Below are 17,711 nucleotides of genomic sequence, written 5' to 3' on the forward strand. Positions count from 1 at the left end.
GGCGCAGCCCCGGCGCCTCAGTTGCGGCGACCCAGCAACAGGCCAACCACCAGGCCGAAGCCTGCGGAAATGGCCACGGTCTGCCACGGGTGGCCACCGATGTAGGTTTCGGTGGCATCCACTACCGGCTTGCTGCGTTCGCGCACGTTGGACACCGAGTCCAACGCCTGCTTGAGTTTGATGGCGACCTGTTCGCGCAGGGTTTCGCCTTCCTCACCTACCAGCGAAGCGCTGCTTTTGAGCAGTTTGTCCGATTCTTCGATCAGCGCCGTCAGTTCACTGAACGCTTGATCCTTGATTTGATCTTCAACAGCTTGGGCGGCGGTTTTGCGGGCCATGGGTGTGACTCCTTGCAGGTGAATGTGACAGTGAACAATGGAGTGCCGGGCGGCGGCAAAAGTTGCAGTTTTTTTGCCTGGACGTGCTTGCCGGGAAAATCCGAATCCGGAAAATTCGACCTACAGTGTAAGATGTCGCCTATTTGTGCAGCAGGTAATTCAACATGAGCTTCAATCTCGCCAACAAGACCCTCGCCGAACGCGCCGAGCTGGAAGATGAAAAGTCGCGCCTCTACGACCTGTGGCAAACCAACCTGGGCAAGGCCAAGGGCGAAGCGGCGCGGTTGTTCGGTGAGCGCGCCAAGCGCAAGGGCAAGTGGGCTGAATGGGTGCGCGCGGAACTCGACGGCATGTCGCCACCGGAGTTCTCCAACATGGTGCGCAGTGAAGTCAACAAGCTGATGGCAGCGGCGAAGTAAAGCCTTCGACAATTGCCTCGCGCACTTTAAGCAGCATCGGGTCCAGCTGGGCCTGGGTGCGCCAGCCCAGCTCCACCGGGTAACGCGGCAATGCCAGCGGGCAGGGCAGCATGCGCAAACCCGTCAGCCCGGCGATGGCCTGCGCGGCGTGCCCGGGGATGGTTGCCACCGCCTGGCTGCCCTTGAGCAGATACGGCAGCGCGGCAAAGTGGCTGGTCGACGCACACACATGTCGATTCAGCCCCCGCGCGGCGAGGGCTTCGTCGGTGATGCCGATAAACCCGCCGGATGACACCAGCACATGCTCACGGCGGATGAATTCCTCCAGGCTGATACTTGCCTGGTCCGAATCCACCAGGCAGCGGTAATCGCCTTCCCCCAGCACCTGCCGACTCAAGCGGCCGTGGGCGAACCCTCCGGCGGTAATTGCCAGGTCCAGGGTCCGGTCGAGCAGGGCGCCGGCGACGATCTGGCTGTGCGTCTGCCGGAAAATCACCCGCAGCTTCGGCAACCGCAGTGCAATCGCGTCCATCAGACGACGACCGTAGGCAATCTCGAAGTCATCGGACAGCCCCAGCACCACCGAGCGACCCTGGTAATGCGGATTGTCCGGATGGACCATCGCCAGGCTCTGCCGGCAACGCTCCAGCGCCTCACTGATCACCGGCTTCAACTGATTGGCGCGCAACGTGGGCGCCAGGCCGCGTCCGGTGCGCACGAAGAGTTGATCGTCATACACCTCGCGCAAACGCCGCAGGCCTGCACTGATGGCCGATTGCGTGACGCCCAGGCGCAAGGCCGCGCGGCTGGCGCTGGACTCGTCGTGCAGGGCTTCGAAGGTTTTCAGCAGGTTCAGGTCGACCTGGGTGATATTTATCTGGCTCATATCATTCAGCACTGAGGTGGGCTTTATTCATGATCGAGCCTGACGCAAGAATGGGCAACCCCCCCTTGTTCGGAGTGATCGTGATGCCTGTTTCTACCGTGGCCGCTTTGCAAATTGGCTCATTGCCGGGCGGCAAAGCCCAGACCCTTGAGCAGATCCTGGGCTATGAGGACGAGATCCTGCGCAGTGGCGCGAAGCTGGTGGTGATGCCCGAAGCCTTGCTCGGTGGCTACCCCAAAGGCGAAGGCTTCGGCACCCAGTTGGGCTATCGCCTGCCCGAGGGCCGCGAAGCCTTTGCCCGCTATTTCGCCAATGCCATCGACGTGCCTGGCACAGAGACCGAGGCCTTGGCCGGCTTGTCGGCGCGTACCGGCGCCAGCCTGGTCATCGGCGTGATCGAACGCAGCGCCAGCACGTTGTATTGCACCGTGCTGTATTTCGAACCCACCGGCGGCCTGGTGGCCAAGCACCGCAAGTTGATGCCCACCGGCACCGAACGGCTGATCTGGGGCAAGGGCGACGGCTCGACCTTGCCGGTGATTGACACCGCGGTCGGCCGCGTCGGCGGCGCGGTGTGCTGGGAAAACATGATGCCGCTGCTGCGCACCGCGATGTACGCCAAGGGCGTGGAGGTGTGGTGCGCGCCGACGGTGGATGAGCGCGAGATGTGGCAGGTCAGCATGCGTCATGTGGCGCATGAAGGGCGCTGCTTTGTGGTCAGTGCGTGCCAGGTACAGGCCTCGCCCGAGGCGTTGGGCATCGAGGTTGCCAACTGGCCGGCGGAGCGGCCGCTGATCGCGGGCGGCAGCGTGATTGTCGGGCCGATGGGCGACATCCTGGCCGGGCCATTGCTGGGAGGCGCCGGGCTGCTGACAGCCCAGATCGACACCGATGACCTGGTGCGCGCGCGATATGACTACGACGTGGTAGGGCACTACGCGCGTCCGGATATTTTCGAGTTGGTAGTGGATGAGCGCGCCAAGCCAGGCGTGCGCTACATCACCGACTAACACACGGTAATCCCTGTAGGAGCCGGCTTGCCGGCGATAGCGGTGTGTCAGCAACACTTCCAGTGGCTGACATGCCGCCTTCGCGGGCAAGCCCGCTCCCACATTTTTGGACCGTGGCGACTGTGGTCCAGCGATTCTGCATGGATCTGGATGCCAATCGCTCCAACGCCAATGATGGGCATGGACTTCACAGGCGTTGCGCTAACCCCTGTGGGAGCGGGCTTGCTCGCGAATGCGGTGGGTCAGTTAAATCACCAGCGGCTGACACGCCGCCTTCGCGAGCAAGCCCGCTCCCACATTTTTGGACCGTGGCGACTGTGGTCCAGCGATTCTTCATGGATCTGGATGCCAATCGCTCCAGAGTTAATGGCAATCATGAGCTGCGAGTTCTCCACGGCCGACAAAGTTCTTACCCGCTTGCGCTAACCCCTGTGGGAGCGGGCTTGCCCGCGAATGCGGTGGGTCAGTCAAATCACCAGTGGCTGACACGCCGCCTTCGCGAGCAAGCCCGCTCCCACATTTTTGGACCGTGGCGACTGTGGTCCAGCGATTCTCCATGGATCTGGATGCCAATCGCTCAAGAGCCAATGACAATCATGAGCTGCGAGTTCTCCAGGCCGACAAAGTTCTTCCTCGCTTGCGCTAACCCCTGTGGGAGCGGGCTTGCCCGCGAATGCGGTGGGTCAGTCAAATCACCAGCGGCTGACATGCCGCCTTCGCGGGCAAGCCCGCTCCCACATTTTTGGACCGTGGCGACTGTGGCCCAGCGATTCTTCATGGATCTGGATGCCAATCGCTCAAGAGCCAATGACAATCATGAGCTGCGAGTTCTCCAGGCCGACAAAGTTCTTCCTCGCTTGCGCTAACCCCTGTGGGAGCGGGCTTGCCCGCGAATGCGGTGGGTCAGTTAAATCACCAGTGACTGACACGCCGCCTTCGCGAGCAAGCCCGCTCCCACAGGGGTTGTTCAGCGTTGAGGAGATTTGCTTTCCAGCCATTCCTCACGGGTCATTTCCCAGATATCGCGTGGGAAGAAGCCTTCGACGAATTCACCGTGATCGGTCCTGATCAAACGCATGCCCGTGCGCTCGGAAATCCGCCGTGACCCCAGGTTCGGCGCAGCCTTGGGCACGCGCAAGACCGCTCGCTTGAGTACGCCGAACCAGTAGTCGGTCACCGCCGCGCTGGCTTCGGTCATCAACCCTTGCCCCTGCCACTGCGGGCCCAGCCAGAAACCGCGATTGTTGTCGTGCTCGTCCATCAGGCTGACGTTGCCGATCAGTTGCCCAGGCGCTTCTTTCAGGCGGATCGACCAGTGCCATTCCTCGCCACGGGCCATGGCGGGCAAGGCGATCTGTTCCAGGTAGGTGCGCGCGCCGTCGGCCGGGTAGGGCCAGGGCACCAGGGCGTTGAGGTAGCGCACCACGTCCCAATGCGCGAATTGCTGCTGGATCCCGTCGGCGTCGTCCAGGGTCAGCGGGCGCAAAATCAGGCGTTCGGTGAATAGCGTCGGCTGCATGGCGGTTACCAGGTCGCGGTGTTCGGCAGGTCCAGGGTGCCCCGGTCCACGAAGCGCATCGTGCCGAACAGGCCGCCTGCGAGTTTGCCGCGCAGCACGTAGGGCAGGTTATTGAGGCTTTGGGTCTGGCTCAGGCCGAGGGTCTGGCGTAACACTGAAAACGCCGAAACGCTGACCGGCACCGTCAGAACAGTCTCGGAAAACCGCGGGATGCTTGCGCTCTGATCACTCACCCCCGACGCCAGCGGCCGGCCATTGACCTCCAGGTCCAGGGCCACGCCGGTGTAGTCGATCGCCGTTTCATTGGGGTTCTGCACCCGCAGCTTCACGGCGAAGCGCACTTCCAGGTCCTGGCTTTGCAGCGGTTCGATGCCGACCACGTTGATGTTCACCGGGTCGCGGTTGGGGAACAGCGCGCAGGCGCTCAAGGTCAGCAGCAACAGCGATACAACCATGAGCTTGCGCATTTGAAAGGGGCTCCTATTGGGTGACGTCCGGATCCTGCATGACCTTGAGGGTAGAGGACTCCGGATCAAATTCATCTTCTTCCAGCTCTATGAACTCTTCCGGCAGGAAAATGTTCAGCAGGATTGCACAGAACGCACCCACGGTGATCGGCGACTCGAAGATGTTGTGCAGCGCTTTTGGCAGCTCGCGCAGCACTTCCGGCACGGCGGCGACGCCCAGGCCCATGCCCAGCGAGATCGCCACGATCAGCACGTTGCGCCGATGCAGCCCGGCTTCGGCGAGGATCTTGATGCCGGCCACGGCCACGGTGCCGAACATGATCAGCGTGGCGCCGCCCAGCACCGGCTTGGGCATCAGTTGCAGCACTGCGCCGATCATCGGGAACAGCCCCAGCAGCACCAGCAGGCCGGCGATGAAGTACGCCACGTAGCGACTGGCGACGCCGGTCAGCTGGATCACGCCGTTGTTCTGCGCGAAAGTCACCATCGGCAGGCTGTTGAAGGTAGCGGCCATGGCCGAGTTGAGGCCGTCGGCCAGCAAGCCCGACTTGATGCGCTTGATGTACAGCGGGCCCTTGACCGGTTGCTGGGAAATCATCGAGTTGGCCGTCAGGTCGCCGGCGGCTTCCAGCGGCGAAATCAGGAAGATCACCGCCACCGGGATAAACGCCACCCAGTCAAACGAAAAGCCGTACTTGAACGGCACCGGCACGCTGATCAGCGGCACCTGGGGCAGGGCAGCCATGTCGACGCGGCCCAGCCACCAGGCGACGACAAAGCCGAGGGTCAGGCCGATCACGATCGAGCCCAGGCGCAGGAACGGGTTATTGAAGCGATTGAGCACCACGATGGTCAGCAGCACCAGGGCCGCGAGCCCCATATTGCTGGCGGCGCCGAGGTCGCTCGCGCCAAATCCGCCGGCCATGTCGGTGACCGCTACCTTGATCAGCGACAGGCCCATCAGGGTAATGATGGTGCCGGTCACCACCGGGGTGATCAGCTTGCGCAGCTTGCCGATGAACTGGCTGAGCACCACTTCGATAAACGCCGCGAAAAAGCAGATGCCGAAGATCGTCGAGAGGATCTCGTCGGTGCCGCCGCCGCGCGCCTTGACCATGAAGCCGGCGCTGAGAATCACACTGATAAACGAGAAACTGGTGCCTTGCAGGCACAGCAGTCCGGAGCCGATCGGGCCGAATGTGCGCGCTTGCACAAAGGTGCCGAGCCCGGACACGAACAACGCCATGCTCACCAGGTACGGCACTTCGCTTTCCAGGCCGAGCACGCCGCCGACGATCAGGGTCGGGGTGATGATGCCGACAAAACTGGCCAACACATGCTGCAACGCCGCAAAAATCGCCGCGGTGAAGTGCGGGCGGTCTTCCAGGCCGTAGATCAGGTCGGATTTATAACGGGGGCGGGGGGCTTGAGCGTCAGACAAAGTACGGGCCAGGCTGGGAAATGGAGGCGCAGGATGCCAGAAAGTGCCGGTCGTCAGAAGTGTGTAAATATATTTCGAAACACCCGCATTAATTTCTCAAGTCGGCCGATAGCCTGGACAGGCCCCACACACTTATTACAACAGTGGTGCCAGAGGTCCGAACAGCGCGTTGACGCTGACGGATCGTGTCGCGGCAGGGACGCTCGCCAACACTACTTCTTGAGAGCACCCCTATGTCCCTCCGTAATCTGAACATTGCTCCCCGCGCTTTCCTCGGTTTTGCGTTCATTGCGTTGCTTGTCATCATCCTGGGTGTGTTTGCGGTCAACCGCATGACCACGATTCGCCAGTCGTCGCTGGACATGGGGACCAACCAGTTACCCAGCGTGAAGTTTCTCGGCACCATGACCGAAAACGTCCTGCGCCTGCGCATCCTGTCCTTTCGCATCCTGATCAATCGCGAGCCAGCGGCCCTGGACGAGGCCAAGACCCGCGTGGCGGTGCTGATGGACAAGGTCAAGCAGGCCCAGGCGGCCTACGCCGTGATGCCGGCCGGCCCTGAAGAAGCGGCCTTGTACAAGACCTTCGCGGCGACGCTCGACAGTTATTTCGCCGCACAGGCTGAAATGATGTCGCTGTCCCAGCAAAACAAAGTCGATGAGATGCGCACCCTGATCAACACGCGGATCAAGGACGGTACCGACCTGATGGGCGAGCAGTTGAACAAGTTGATTGCGATCAACAGTGCCGATGCCGACCAGGCTGGCCGCGAAGCCGAGGGCAGTTACCAGCAAGCCGTCAGCGGCATCATCATTGTGTCGGTGGTCGCTGCGCTGATGACCGTGCTGTTGGCCTGGCTGCTGACCCGCAGCATCGTCACCCCGTTGCGCAAGGCCGTGGAAGTGGCGGAAACCATCGCCGGCGGCAATTTGAGCAAAGTGATCGCGGATGACGGCAAGGATGAACCCGCCCGCTTGATCAGCGCGTTGGCGAGCATGCAAGCCAACCTGCGCCAGACCATCCAGCACATCGCCGGCTCGGCGACGCAACTGGCCTCGGCAGCGGAAGAGCTGAGCGCAGTCACCGAGGAAGCTTCGCGTGGCCTGCAGCAACAGAACAATGAGATCGACCAGGCCGCCACGGCCGTCAACGAAATGACCGCCGCCGTGGAAGAAGTTGCACGCAACGCGGTGTCCACCTCCGAAGCGTCCGGCCAATCCAATCAGGCCGCGCGGGAAGGGCGCGACCGTGTAGTGGAAACCGTCGGTGCGATCCAGACCATGACCCAGGATGTGCAAAACACGGCAGTGCTGATCGAAGGCCTGGCCTCCCAGGGCCGGGATATCGGCAAGGTGCTGGACGTGATCCGCGCGATTGCCGAGCAGACCAACCTGCTGGCGCTCAACGCCGCGATCGAAGCGGCACGTGCCGGTGAGGCGGGGCGCGGCTTTGCGGTGGTGGCGGACGAAGTGCGGGCCCTGGCCCATCGCACGGCGCAGTCGACCCAGGAAATCGAGAAGATGGTCGCCGGCATCCAGAACGGTACCGGTGAAGCCGTACAGTCGATGCAGCAGAGCAACCAACGCACCCAGAACACCCTGGAAATGGCGCGCGCCGCCGGCGTGGCCCTGGAGCAGATCACCCAGTCCATCAGCCTGATCAACGAACGCAACCTGGTGATCGCCAGCGCATCGGAAGAACAGGCCCAGGTCTCGCGTGAAGTGGACCGCAACCTGGTGAACATCCGCGACCTGGCCACGCAGTCGGCGGCGGGTGCCAACCAGACCAGCGCGGCCAGCCATGAGCTGTCGCGCCTGGCGGTTGATTTGAACGGGATGGTTGCCAGGTTTGTAATCTGATTGGACGTACGGTCAACCCTGGTAGGCGCCGGCAAGCCGGCTCCTGCAGGGGTGGGCGCGAGCCATTATTCAGACCGTTTATTGCTTCCAGGCCGTGGGATTGACCAGGTTCTTCGGCCGTTCACCGGCCAACGCCGCGAGCAGATTGTCCACCGCGCACTGAGCCATCGCTTCGCGGGTTTCATGGGTGGCCGAGCCGATATGCGGCGTGGCCACTACATTGTTCAGGCGCAGCAACGGCGAGTTGTGATCCAGCGGCTCGCGCTCGAACACGTCCAGTCCCGCCGCGCGAATCGTGCGTTTTTCCAACGCCTCGACCAGCGCCGCTTCGTCCACCACCTTGCCCCGCGAAATATTGATGAAGATCGTCTCCGGGCCCATCCGCGCGAACTGCTCGGCGCCGATGAGTTTCTCGGTTTCGGCCGTGAGCGGCAGGGTCAGGCAGACAAAGTCGGCCTGTTGCAGCAACTCATCCAGGCTGCGGTACTGCGCGCCAAAGCGCTTTTCCACGGCGGGCTTGGGCGCGTGGCTGTGGTAGATCACCGGCATGCCGAAGCCGAAATGCCCGCGCTGGGCCAGGGCTTCGCCAATGCGGCCCATACCGATGATGCCGAGCGTCTTGCCGTGTACGTCAGTGCCGAAGTGCGCCGGGCCGATATTCTTGTTCCACTGGCCGGCTCGCACCATGTCGGCCAATTCGACCACGCGCCGGGCGGTGGCCAGGACCAGCGCGAAGCCAGTGTCGGCGGTGGTTTCAGTGAGCACGTCCGGGGTGTTGCTGAGCAGGATGCCGCGTTGGGTCAGGTAGTCGATGTCGTAGTTGTCGACGCCCACCGACACACTGGCCACCGCTTCCAATTGCGGCGCCAGGTCGAGCAATTGCGCATCCAGGCGCAGGCTGGCGCCGAGCAATCCATGGGCGCCGGGCAGGGCGTCGCGCAGCTTGGCCAGGCCGGTCTGGTCCAGCGCTTCGATCAGGGTGACGTCGGCCTGCTCATGCAAGCGCGCCATCAAGGGGGCGGAGAGTTTCTTGTACAGCACGACGGATTTTTTCATGAGGTTTTGGCCTTCAATTCAAGAGTGGGCAACGGCGCACGTTCACGGTCGCTGGCGCCGGGCTTGAGGAAAATCGTCAGCACCACTGACAGCAGCAACGCGCCGCTCATCAGCAGGTACGAAGCGCCGGGCGAGCCGGTGCTGCTATTGAGGTAACCCACCAGGTACGAGCCACCGAACGAGCCCAGGGCGCCCATGCTGTTGATCAGCGCCATGGCGCCCCCGGCGACGTTGGCCGGGAGGATTTCCGGCACAATCGCGAAAAACGGGCCGTAGGGCGCGTACATGCAGGCGCCGGCAATCACCAGCAGGGTGTAGGACCACCAGAAGTGTTCGGCGCCGAGCACGTAGGACGCATAGAACGCGATGGAGGCAATCAGCAGCGGCGGCCAGACGAAGCGTTTGCGCTTTTGCAGTTTGTCCGAGCCCCAGGACACCGCCAGCATGGCAATCACCGCCGCCAGGTAAGGCAGGGCCGACAGCCAGCCGGCCTCGACCATGTCCATCTGCAAGCCTTTCTTGAGGATCGACGGCAGCCACAACACGAAGCCGTACACGCCGATGCTCCAGCAGAAGAACTGCAGCGCGAGGATGATGACTTTCGGCGAGCGGAACGCTTCGGCGTAGTTCTTCACCGCCTTGATCCCGACCTGCTCGGCGGCCAACGCGCTTTCCAGGTCTTTTTATGCTGCTCGCTCAGCCACTTGGCGTCGGCGGGTTTTTCATCCGCCAGCTTCCACCAGATAAACGCCCAGAGCACCGCCGGCAGGCCTTCGATGATGAACATCCAGCGCCAGCTGAAATGCTGCACCAGATACCCCGAGACCACCGACATCCACAGCATGGTCACCGGGTTGCCGAGGATCAGGAAGGTGTTGGCGCGCGAGCGTTCGGCACGTGTAAACCAGTGGCACAGGTACACCAGCATCGCCGGCATCACGGCGGCCTCGACCACGCCAAGCATGAAGCGAATGACGATCAGCATGTAGGCGTTGGACACCACGCCTGTCAGCGTGGCCAGCCCGCCCCAGAGGATCAGGCTGACAAAGATCAGTTTTTTAACGCTGCGCTTTTGCGCGTAGATCGCCCCCGGCACCTGGAAGAAAAAGTAGCCAAGGAAAAACAATGCGCCCAGCAGCGATGACATGCCGGGGGTGATCATCAGGTCTTCGGCCATCCCGGAGGCGGCGGCGAAGCCGTAGTTGGCGCGGTCCAGGTACGCCAGGCTGTAGGTGATAAAAACGATGGGCATGATGTACCACCAACGACGGGTGGCGAGTTTCACGGTTTCCATGGGGTTGCTCCTGAGCTTGTTGTAGTTGTGGCAACAGGTGATGGGTCAGGCAACGGATCGGTTGGGCAATTCTTCGCGCTTGGGTAAACCTTCCATGTCGCCGCGACTCTGCACGGCGCGGCTGCCGATCCAGTTGCCGCGCTGGACCGCCTCGGGAAAGCTGAGGTTTTCCAGCAGGGCACTGATCATGCCCACGGCAAAGCCATCGCCGGCACCCACGGTGTCGACGACCTTTTCGACCGGCACGGCGGCAACAAAGCCTTTGTCCATCTGCGTACGGAAGTAGGCGCCGTCCGGGCCGAGCTTGATCGCTACGGCTTCGGCGCCCTGGTCGAGGTAAAACGCGGCAATATCGGCCGGGTCGTCATAACCGGTGAGCAAGCGGCCTTCGCCCAGGCCCGGCAGGACCCAGTCGGCCAGGGCCGCCAGCGCGTTGATGGCGCTGATCATCTGCGCCTGGCTGGCCCACAGCGAAGGGCGCAGGTTCGGGTCGAACGACACGCTGCGTCCGGCCTTGCGCATTTGGGTCATCAGTTCAACGGACAGCTCGTGGGTAGCGTCAGAAAGCGCCGGCGGAATCCCGGTGGCGTGCAAGTGACGCGCCTGCAGCAGCGCCGGGCTGATGGCGGCGATTGACAAGCGGCTGGCCGCCGAGCCCTTGCGGAAATACTCCACCTGCGGGTCAGCGCCGGCTTCTTCGCGGGACTTGAGTTGAAAGCCGGTCGGGTGCAGCGGGTCGACCGCCACATGCCGGCAATCCAGGCCTTCATTTTTGAGCGTGTCGACCACAAAGCGCCCGAGGGAATCATTACCCACCCGGCTCAGCCAGGCCACGTTGAAACCCAGGCGCGACAGGCCGATGGCGACATTGCTGTCGGCCCCGGCGATACGTTTGTGAAACTGCGCCACCTGGGCCAGGTCGCCGGTCTGCTCGGCGACAAACATCGCCATGGTTTCACCAAACGAGAGGATATCGATCTCAGACATGCGCATTCTCCGCAGGCGGTTGGCCAAGGTGGGCGAGGGTGGCGACCTGCTGTGCGGTGACCGCGACCAGGTCATCGCCCTGCAGCGGGAATTCCACGGCCCGTGTAATACCTTGAGTCATGTGCTTGAGCAGTTGTTCCCACAGATGCAGGTCGGTGGCGCCAGGCGGCAGCGCCACCAGCTTGCCGTCTGCGCGGCGCGCCACGGCCTTGCAGTGCAGGTAGTCGACGTGCCGGCCCAACAGGCGCGCGGCGGTCAGTGCGGATTGGTCCTGCCACTGCCAGTTGCCGATGTCGAAGGTCATCTTCACCGGCAGGCCTTGGCGTTCGACCTCGGTGAAAAACCGCTGCATCGGCTCGATGCGCCCGCCGTACAGGGTCTGGTCGTTTTCCACCAACAGCTTGACCGAGTGACGGTTGAGCAGCGCGTGCAGGCTTTCCAGGTCGTTGGTGTCGGTGAAATAACCCAGCGAGACTTTCAGCCAGCGCGCCCCGAAGGCCTGGGCGCGGTCCAGGGTCGCGCTCAATTCGGCATTCGGCTGCGCACGGCCGGCGACCCACAGTTCCAGCGGCGATGAAAACACGCACTCCAGGCCCTGCGCAGCAGCGGCTTCGGCCAGTTGCGCGGGTTGTTCGTGGGTCAGCAGTTCTTCACGCCATTCGATGCGCTGGGCACCGGCGGAGGCCAGCAATTGGACAAAACTCAACTGGCCCTGCTGGCGGACGAGGTCGGCGCCGTAGCTGGAAAGGCTGATGGAGACGGGGTATTTATGCATTGTTGTCTACCTCTGAAACCGGTTTCATTTTTATACGCAAATCAACGCTGCAGGAGGCGGCAAGCCGGCTCCTACGTGGGGGTTGTGGAGCCTCGGACAATCAGTTGGGGCAAGAAATCCAGGGTGCGAGTCGGCTCGGTGTCACCGCGCAAACGCTTGAGCAGACAGTCGAAGGCGCTGGCGCCGATCGCCTCGGTCGGTTGGGCGAGGGCGGTGATGCCGGTGCCTACCAGCGGGTACCAGTCCAGGTCATCGAGGGCGATCAAGCCGACGTCGGCAAACAGCTCGCAGCCCAATGCCTTGAGGGCGCGGGTGCAGGCCAGTGCGGCGATGCCGTTGGCGCAGAACAAAGCCTTGCGGCCGGGTTTGGCGAGAAAGCGCTGCAGGCGCTGTTGCAACTGGTCATCCAGTTCCACGATGGCGCCGGTCAATGCCGGACGCCGGGCGATTTCGGCCTTGAAGCTGTCCAGGCGTTCCAGGCGTGAACTGGTGCCATCGGTGGCTTCGCTCACCAGCAACACATCGCGGTAACCCTGCTGTTCCAGGTGCTCCACTGCCATGCGCACCGCCGCCGGGTTATCCAGGCCGACCAGGTCGCTGTGCAGCGGCTCGAGCTTGCGGTCCACCAGCACCAGGGGCATTTCGCGTTGCAGTTCCAGCAGTTGGTCGAGGTGATGGCCGAGCGTATTTACGATCAGCCCTTCGATGTTGTAGGCGCGCAGTGCTGCCAGGTGCTGGCGCTCCTGGGCGTCATCGCGGTCGGTGTTACACACCACCAGGCTGTAGCCGTGCTGGCGGCAGGCGGTTTCGACACCGTGCATCACGGCAACGGAGTAGGGGTTGCGGATATCGGCCACCAGCATGCCGATCAGGCGCGTGCGGCCACGCTTCAAGCCACGCGCCATCTGGTTGGGGCGGTAGCCGAGTTCGTCGATGGCTTGTTCGATGCGCAGGGCGATGGCATCGGAGAGCAAGGCGCGGTCATCGCCGATAAAACGCGACACGCTGGCCTTGGACACACCCGCGCGCTCGGCCACGTCAAGCATGGTCACACGGCTGCGCTGGGCGGCGGAAAATGAATTCACGACGGTTGCACCTTTTTATTCGAGTCAAGGGCTCCAGTGACCGTGGTGCTGGCCCTGAAACCGGTTTCAGGAAACACCATCGACGACCATTCCGTCAAGGGCGGGTGACGATAGTCCTGGTCTTCATCCCGAACCAATCCGACGAATGGCGAGTAGTACCTGTTACTTCTGACAGTATCGGAGGTGTGCGTTTGAGCGCTTAATTCTCTCCAGGATAATTGCGAGGGAAGAGAAAATGCCCAGCTCACACAAACCAGCCGCCCAACCGGGTGTACGGTCTACCAAGGAGGGAGAGGCTCGCGTATTGCCGACTTTCGACGAGGTGGTAGGGGTCGATCCTGCGGACCCGGAAGGGCTGATTCCTCTGCCGGTATCGCTGCAACCGCTGCAGTGCCGTATTCCCCAGTGGGTGCCAGGTCCCTCAGTGGGCAGAACCCATGTCCTCACGTTGTGGTGGCGGGTGCGCGGCGTGAGTGTCGAAGCTGACTCGCAGTCGTTTACCGGGCCGCTGGATCCGGCGCTTTTTCCGTACTCCTTATATGTCCCTGTCGACTTCATGCGGGAACTCGATGCGGTGGTAGAGGCGTTTTATACGGTGACGGATGAAGGCGGCTTCGCGACGCCATCGTTTCCCTGGACGCTGACGGTGGATAACAACCCGCCAAGGTTTCAGGATCCGGACGACAAGGCGCGGTTTGTCGACCCTGCCATAGAGGCGTCCGGCATCACCGAAGCCGTGTTGGCCGCCAACCCGTTCATCGAAGTCGAGATACTGGCCTACATTGGCCGCGCGGCTCGTGATCTGGTCGGTTATTACCTGAGCAATAACACACCGCCGTTTCCGCCCATCCAGACGGGCAGGCAGGAATTTCCATTGATCACCGATCCGCTGATTCTGCGGATTCCTGCCGAGCATTTTCGCGGCCTCAGTAACGGGATCGCCTATTTGCAATACCGCTTATATGATCGCGCCGGAAACTTTACGTTGGCGTTCAGTGCTCCGATGGATTTCCAGGTGAATCTGATTGCTGACCCGAGCAACTTGCCTGCGCCCGATATTCGTCCTCCTGCCTATCTGGACTTCCTGATCAAGCGTGATGATGCGCGAGCGCGGGTCGCGGCGCGGATTCCCCGTGAATACGATGATTTTGCAGCGGGCGACCGTGTCGTGATGTTCTGTGACGGTCGCCCTGTGCTGCCGGCAATACCTATCACCGGCTTCCCATTTCCGGTCGAGATACCCTGGGATATCTTGCGCGGGTCCGGCCCTCTGGCGCGTACCGAGGTGCAAGTCAGGTACGAGATTCAACGTGCGGGGCGCCCACCCGTGCCTTCGCCGTCGAGTTTTTTCTGGGTCGACCTGACTATCGCCGGACAGGATCACGCCAATGCGCCCGCGCTGCTCAATACCACGCTGGAGCGGGTGGATGTGTACGGCAAAGGCTCTGGATTACACAATGAACTCGATTTTCGTGATGCGACGGCTGGCGCTGAGGTATGGGTACGCCTCTACCAGAACCCGGTGGCGGGAGAGCGGCTGGAGCTGTATTGGAACGGCGTGGGGCCGGTGGCCCACTATGAAGTGCAGCCGGGAGATATGTTCGACCAGCCGGTACCGTTCACGGATGTGCCCGGTAACGTGATTGTCAGCGGTGGTAATTTACCGGACTTGCCGGTGTATTACACCACCAGTAACGGGGTGAACGAACAGCATTCAGACTCGACGCCCGTCAATGTTCATGCGGCGCCGCTGATTCAGTTTGATGCCCCATTGATACAACATACCCTGCACGGTCCTGTCAACTATCTTACTTGCGAATCGCGCCCGGCTATTTGCCATGGCGTGTATTGGTTCATACGCGATGACAGTCGATTTCAAACGGGGGATGAAATTCAATTTTTTTGGCAAGGTTATACAAAGAATAACGGCGAAGAGCCGATTGCAGATACTGACTTCAGCGTAACGGTTAATTATGTCGCCAACGGGCAAGCGGTCAGGGTGTGGCCGTGGGACACGAAGATTGAACCGATGCGTAGATTTGCATCGGCGATCGCCAGGTTTTTCGTGCTCCGGCGGGGTGTTGTGATAGGCCAGTCCGCCCAGAAGCTGGTGCGTATTGATCGCGTGTATCCCGGTTCAGGAAAGATTTGTCAGCCAGGCGATGAGGGTTTTTGTGATTCACTGGACGATGAATGCCCGAACAGTCAGGGATGATTGCAGGGAAGTTAGAACCCACTGATTTGTTTGAGTGAGCCTGTCTCCATCATTCAGCCGTGGATACACTTCGGTTGCGGAATCGCTTGAACTTTTTTTGTCGGTGAGTAGCGGTAGGGATAATAAGAAAGTTGCACATGCTGTGTGGATCTATGGGCGTCGTCGCGCGCTCGACAGAGTAATCTTTTATACCAAAGAGAGTGACTCACATGAAAAAGATAGTTCCCAAGTCCAAACAAACAGGTGTGGAGTCCACCCCGGTTCCCGTTGTACTGACTGCTCCGACTATTACCGGGCTGGTTGATCCGGTCGAATACCCGGGCCTGATTTTCAGAGAAGCGGCGGATAAAAACTTTCTTGAAGTGGATATTCCGCTGTGGTCTCCCGCGCCTACCAACCCGTTAAGGCCCGATACCCTGGATATCCATCTTGATGATTTCCCTGATTTCCTGGCGACCGGGCGCATCAGCAGTGAACCGGTATTTTTCACACCGCCCATTCCAGCCTTCTATACGATCAATGTTGCGCGGCGATTCCTCACTGAAGGTGATCACACGCTCAGCTACAGAGTCATCCAGGGCTCCGGGAATGACTCAGGCTCGTTTGAGGCGCCGCTGGTCATCGACCGAACCGCTCCCTACGACAGCATTCCCGACGGGCCTCGCCGTTTGACGCTACCGCCTGGATGGGCGGGCAGCGTCACTCAGACGCTGCTGGACGCAAACCCCACCGGCGTACCCTTCGGGATTCCAGCGTATGTCGCGGAGGGGGCCCAGCCCGGTGACAGATGGCGCCTGTACAACGGCGACTCACTGGAGGTTCTTGCGGAGGGTCCGGTGTTCCCCGACAGCGTGGTGCGCTTCACCCAGGCCCTGGCCGATATGGGGGATGGCCCTCGTAGGTTGAGGTACCGCTTGGTCGATGTCGCCGGCAATATCAGCGACGCTTCGTTCGAACTGCCTATCACGGTGGGGTTGCGACCTGCGCCAGTACTCAGCCCGCCGGGTGTAAGGGATGCGCTTTCCTTGACGGGCGTGGGTGACCGCCTGATTAACCGTATCGATACCGCCGCCTCTTCCGGCATGTTTGTGATTATTCCGAATTACGACGCTGATCGTGCGAACGATCAACTGCTGGTGCGCCTGACCACCACGCATGGTTCCCGGGACGTAGGCCCCTACCCACTGGGTGGGTCTGCACTGCCGTACAACTTCCATGTGGGCTTTCAGACGCTGGTCGACTTGTACGCTACGAGTACCGGCAGGATCAACTTGAGGGTGGAATATGCGGTGGATCGAGGGGGGGTGATGCATTGGGTCCCCACGCCTACCAATATCGACCTCGACCTGCAGGTGGGGGGGCCGATCAACCCTTGGGAGCCTGAGCTGATCAACCCCAACCTGCCACTGCCAATCCTGACGGGGCGTGGCTCAGGGTTGACCAACGAATTGGATGAACGCGACTCACAGATGAATGCCGATGTCGTCGTACGCCTGTGGAGTGGTGCTCCGCCGCCGTCTGCAATGCGCTTCTGGATCAATCTGTTCTACCAAAACGAACTGGTCGATAGAAAAGAGGTGGACCCCGCGACCGCCATGCCCGGTGATGAGATCGACATGGAAGTGCCATTTCCGTTCATCCAGAAGCATTCCAACAATGTGATTCCACTGCGCTGGGAAATCGAGATCAGTGGGACCACCAACCGGGTTTCATCACCGTCCCAGGACATCAACGTCAATGCCAACGTGATTGCGTTCCCTCCACCCCGGGTCCCTAAGGCCTTGGAAGAGATCCCAGGTAGTGCGCCTGCAGAAATCGTGTGCAGCACGTTGCAAGGACCGGATCGCGAGGTGCATGTATTTGTGCCACCTCATGAACTGTTGGCGGTCGGCATGATTATCACGCTGAATTGGACGGGCTGCAGTGACAATGATGGCGCAGTCCCTATTCCTGCGGCGAGCGGGCCGTTTCTGTTCGGGCCATTGAACTTCGAGCAGACCCAGTTGGGCTTCACTGTCCCCGTCAGGCCTTACGAGACCTACGTGAAACCCATCAGTGCGGCAGCGCTGGATATGGGGTCGGTCAATATCACCTACACCGTACCCATCATTGGTACCCCATCTCCTGTTCTTTCCGCCGAAGCCATCCTGTTGGTGAGAGGGATTCGCCCAGGTCCGGTCTACTGTGACGGTTCACCTTGGCCGAGTTGAGAGCGGGCCTATGTCGTACTAAAAAGAGGAGCCTGGCTCCTCTTTTTTTTTGACCATTCAGGCGTCGGGCAACTCAGCTATTAATCGCAGATAAGTCCTACATACCCATTCCCCCTTCCTCACTAACCTGCGCCCCGTCATGACCTGGGC

14 protein-coding genes and 1 pseudogene are annotated in these 17,711 nt (G+C 61.3%); 5 read left to right on the forward strand and 10 right to left on the reverse strand.

Translation table 11 applies throughout. The features are described from left to right. Positions 1-17 precede the first annotated feature (17 nt). The gene (locus JFU04_RS12310; RefSeq protein WP_016979401.1) at positions 18-338 is read right to left on the reverse strand and encodes a DUF883 family protein; all 321 of its coding nucleotides are present in this window, start codon (positions 336-338) and stop codon (positions 18-20) included. Between the two features lie 164 nt (positions 339-502). Between JFU04_RS12310 and JFU04_RS12315 the strand changes: the two genes are divergently transcribed. Further along, the gene (locus JFU04_RS12315; RefSeq protein ID WP_003190904.1) at positions 503-757 is read left to right on the forward strand and encodes a hypothetical protein; all 255 of its coding nucleotides are present in this window, start codon (positions 503-505) and stop codon (positions 755-757) included. Here JFU04_RS12315 and JFU04_RS12320 read toward each other — a convergent pair. Further along, entirely contained in the window at positions 729-1,643 is a 915-nt protein-coding gene (locus tag JFU04_RS12320; protein ID WP_207200653.1) for a LysR family transcriptional regulator, read from the reverse strand. The two genes, JFU04_RS12315 and JFU04_RS12320, sit on opposite strands and share 29 nt — an antisense overlap. A gap of 83 nt (positions 1,644-1,726) precedes the next feature. On the opposite strand from JFU04_RS12320, the gene JFU04_RS12325 reads away from it, so the two are divergent. Further along, positions 1,727-2,653: a carbon-nitrogen hydrolase family protein gene (locus JFU04_RS12325; RefSeq protein ID WP_201144176.1), complete on the forward strand. Its 927-nt coding sequence runs from the start codon at positions 1,727-1,729 to the stop codon at positions 2,651-2,653. Between the two features lie 967 nt (positions 2,654-3,620). Here JFU04_RS12325 and JFU04_RS12330 read toward each other — a convergent pair. The 3 genes from JFU04_RS12330 to JFU04_RS12340 are packed head-to-tail and all read right to left on the reverse strand — an operon-like array spanning position 3,621 to position 6,080. Continuing rightward, positions 3,621-4,172, reverse strand: coding sequence for a GNAT family N-acetyltransferase (locus JFU04_RS12330; protein ID WP_120448383.1), 552 nt, complete (start codon positions 4,170-4,172; stop codon positions 3,621-3,623). A gap of 5 nt (positions 4,173-4,177) precedes the next feature. Continuing rightward, a complete protein-coding gene (locus JFU04_RS12335; RefSeq protein WP_201144177.1) occupies positions 4,178-4,639 on the reverse strand; it encodes an LEA type 2 family protein in 462 nt (153 codons plus the stop codon). Positions 4,640-4,652: 13 nt separating this feature from the next. After that, positions 4,653-6,080 carry a nucleobase:cation symporter-2 family protein gene (locus tag JFU04_RS12340; protein ID WP_106804150.1) on the reverse strand — a complete coding sequence of 476 codons (1,428 nt, stop codon included), beginning with the start codon at positions 6,078-6,080 and terminating at the stop codon, positions 4,653-4,655. A 233-nt stretch (positions 6,081-6,313) separates the two neighbouring features. Between JFU04_RS12340 and JFU04_RS12345 the strand changes: the two genes are divergently transcribed. After that, positions 6,314-7,939 carry a methyl-accepting chemotaxis protein gene (locus JFU04_RS12345; protein ID WP_106804149.1) on the forward strand — a complete coding sequence of 542 codons (1,626 nt, stop codon included), beginning with the start codon at positions 6,314-6,316 and terminating at the stop codon, positions 7,937-7,939. Positions 7,940-8,017: 78 nt separating this feature from the next. Here the strand turns inward: JFU04_RS12345 and JFU04_RS12350 are convergent, their stop codons facing one another. The 5 genes and pseudogenes from JFU04_RS12350 to JFU04_RS12370 form a co-directional block, all read right to left on the reverse strand. Continuing rightward, positions 8,018-8,995: an NAD(P)-dependent oxidoreductase gene (locus tag JFU04_RS12350; RefSeq protein WP_201144178.1), complete on the reverse strand. Its 978-nt coding sequence runs from the start codon at positions 8,993-8,995 to the stop codon at positions 8,018-8,020. After that, a pseudogene (locus JFU04_RS12355) lies at positions 8,992-10,289 on the reverse strand (MFS transporter). The gene JFU04_RS12350 and the pseudogene JFU04_RS12355 overlap by 4 nt, the downstream one beginning before the upstream one ends. A gap of 45 nt (positions 10,290-10,334) precedes the next feature. Continuing rightward, positions 10,335-11,276, reverse strand: coding sequence for a sugar kinase (locus JFU04_RS12360; protein ID WP_201144179.1), 942 nt, complete (start codon positions 11,274-11,276; stop codon positions 10,335-10,337). Continuing rightward, positions 11,269-12,051, reverse strand: coding sequence for a sugar phosphate isomerase/epimerase family protein (locus JFU04_RS12365; RefSeq protein WP_106804146.1), 783 nt, complete (start codon positions 12,049-12,051; stop codon positions 11,269-11,271). The genes JFU04_RS12360 and JFU04_RS12365 overlap by 8 nt, the downstream gene beginning before the upstream one ends. Before the next feature lie 71 nt (positions 12,052-12,122). Further along, positions 12,123-13,136: a LacI family DNA-binding transcriptional regulator gene (locus tag JFU04_RS12370; protein WP_318300331.1), complete on the reverse strand. Its 1,014-nt coding sequence runs from the start codon at positions 13,134-13,136 to the stop codon at positions 12,123-12,125. A gap of 304 nt (positions 13,137-13,440) precedes the next feature. Between JFU04_RS12370 and JFU04_RS12375 the strand changes: the two genes are divergently transcribed. Further along, positions 13,441-15,351, forward strand: a complete 1,911-nt coding sequence (locus JFU04_RS12375; RefSeq protein ID WP_201144180.1) for a hypothetical protein — start codon at positions 13,441-13,443, stop codon at positions 15,349-15,351. 209 nt (positions 15,352-15,560) lie between these two features. Next, positions 15,561-17,561, forward strand: coding sequence for a hypothetical protein (locus tag JFU04_RS12380; protein ID WP_201144181.1), 2,001 nt, complete (start codon positions 15,561-15,563; stop codon positions 17,559-17,561). The last annotated feature ends 150 nt before the right edge of the window (positions 17,562-17,711 follow it).

The sequence above is a fragment of the Pseudomonas sp. TH21 genome, from assembly GCF_016651025.1.
In the GTDB taxonomy this organism is placed as follows: Bacteria; Pseudomonadota; Gammaproteobacteria; order Pseudomonadales; family Pseudomonadaceae; genus Aquipseudomonas; species Aquipseudomonas aylmerensis.

Coding starts and splice junctions, on each gene's coding strand:
- JFU04_RS12380 (WP_201144181.1), top strand. CDS start 15,561: ATGAAAAAGATAGTTCCCAAGTCCAAACAAACAGGTGTGGAGTCCACC.
- JFU04_RS12345 (WP_106804149.1), top strand. CDS start 6,314: ATGTCCCTCCGTAATCTGAACATTGCTCCCCGCGCTTTCCTCGGTTTT.
- JFU04_RS12365 (WP_106804146.1), bottom strand. CDS start 12,051: ATGCATAAATACCCCGTCTCCATCAGCCTTTCCAGCTACGGCGCCGAC.
- JFU04_RS12350 (WP_201144178.1), bottom strand. CDS start 8,995: ATGAAAAAATCCGTCGTGCTGTACAAGAAACTCTCCGCCCCCTTGATG.
- JFU04_RS12325 (WP_201144176.1), top strand. CDS start 1,727: ATGCCTGTTTCTACCGTGGCCGCTTTGCAAATTGGCTCATTGCCGGGC.
- JFU04_RS12310 (WP_016979401.1), bottom strand. CDS start 338: ATGGCCCGCAAAACCGCCGCCCAAGCTGTTGAAGATCAAATCAAGGAT.
- JFU04_RS12360 (WP_201144179.1), bottom strand. CDS start 11,276: ATGTCTGAGATCGATATCCTCTCGTTTGGTGAAACCATGGCGATGTTT.
- JFU04_RS12320 (WP_207200653.1), bottom strand. CDS start 1,643: ATGAGCCAGATAAATATCACCCAGGTCGACCTGAACCTGCTGAAAACC.
- JFU04_RS12315 (WP_003190904.1), top strand. CDS start 503: ATGAGCTTCAATCTCGCCAACAAGACCCTCGCCGAACGCGCCGAGCTG.
- JFU04_RS12330 (WP_120448383.1), bottom strand. CDS start 4,172: ATGCAGCCGACGCTATTCACCGAACGCCTGATTTTGCGCCCGCTGACC.
- JFU04_RS12335 (WP_201144177.1), bottom strand. CDS start 4,639: ATGCGCAAGCTCATGGTTGTATCGCTGTTGCTGCTGACCTTGAGCGCC.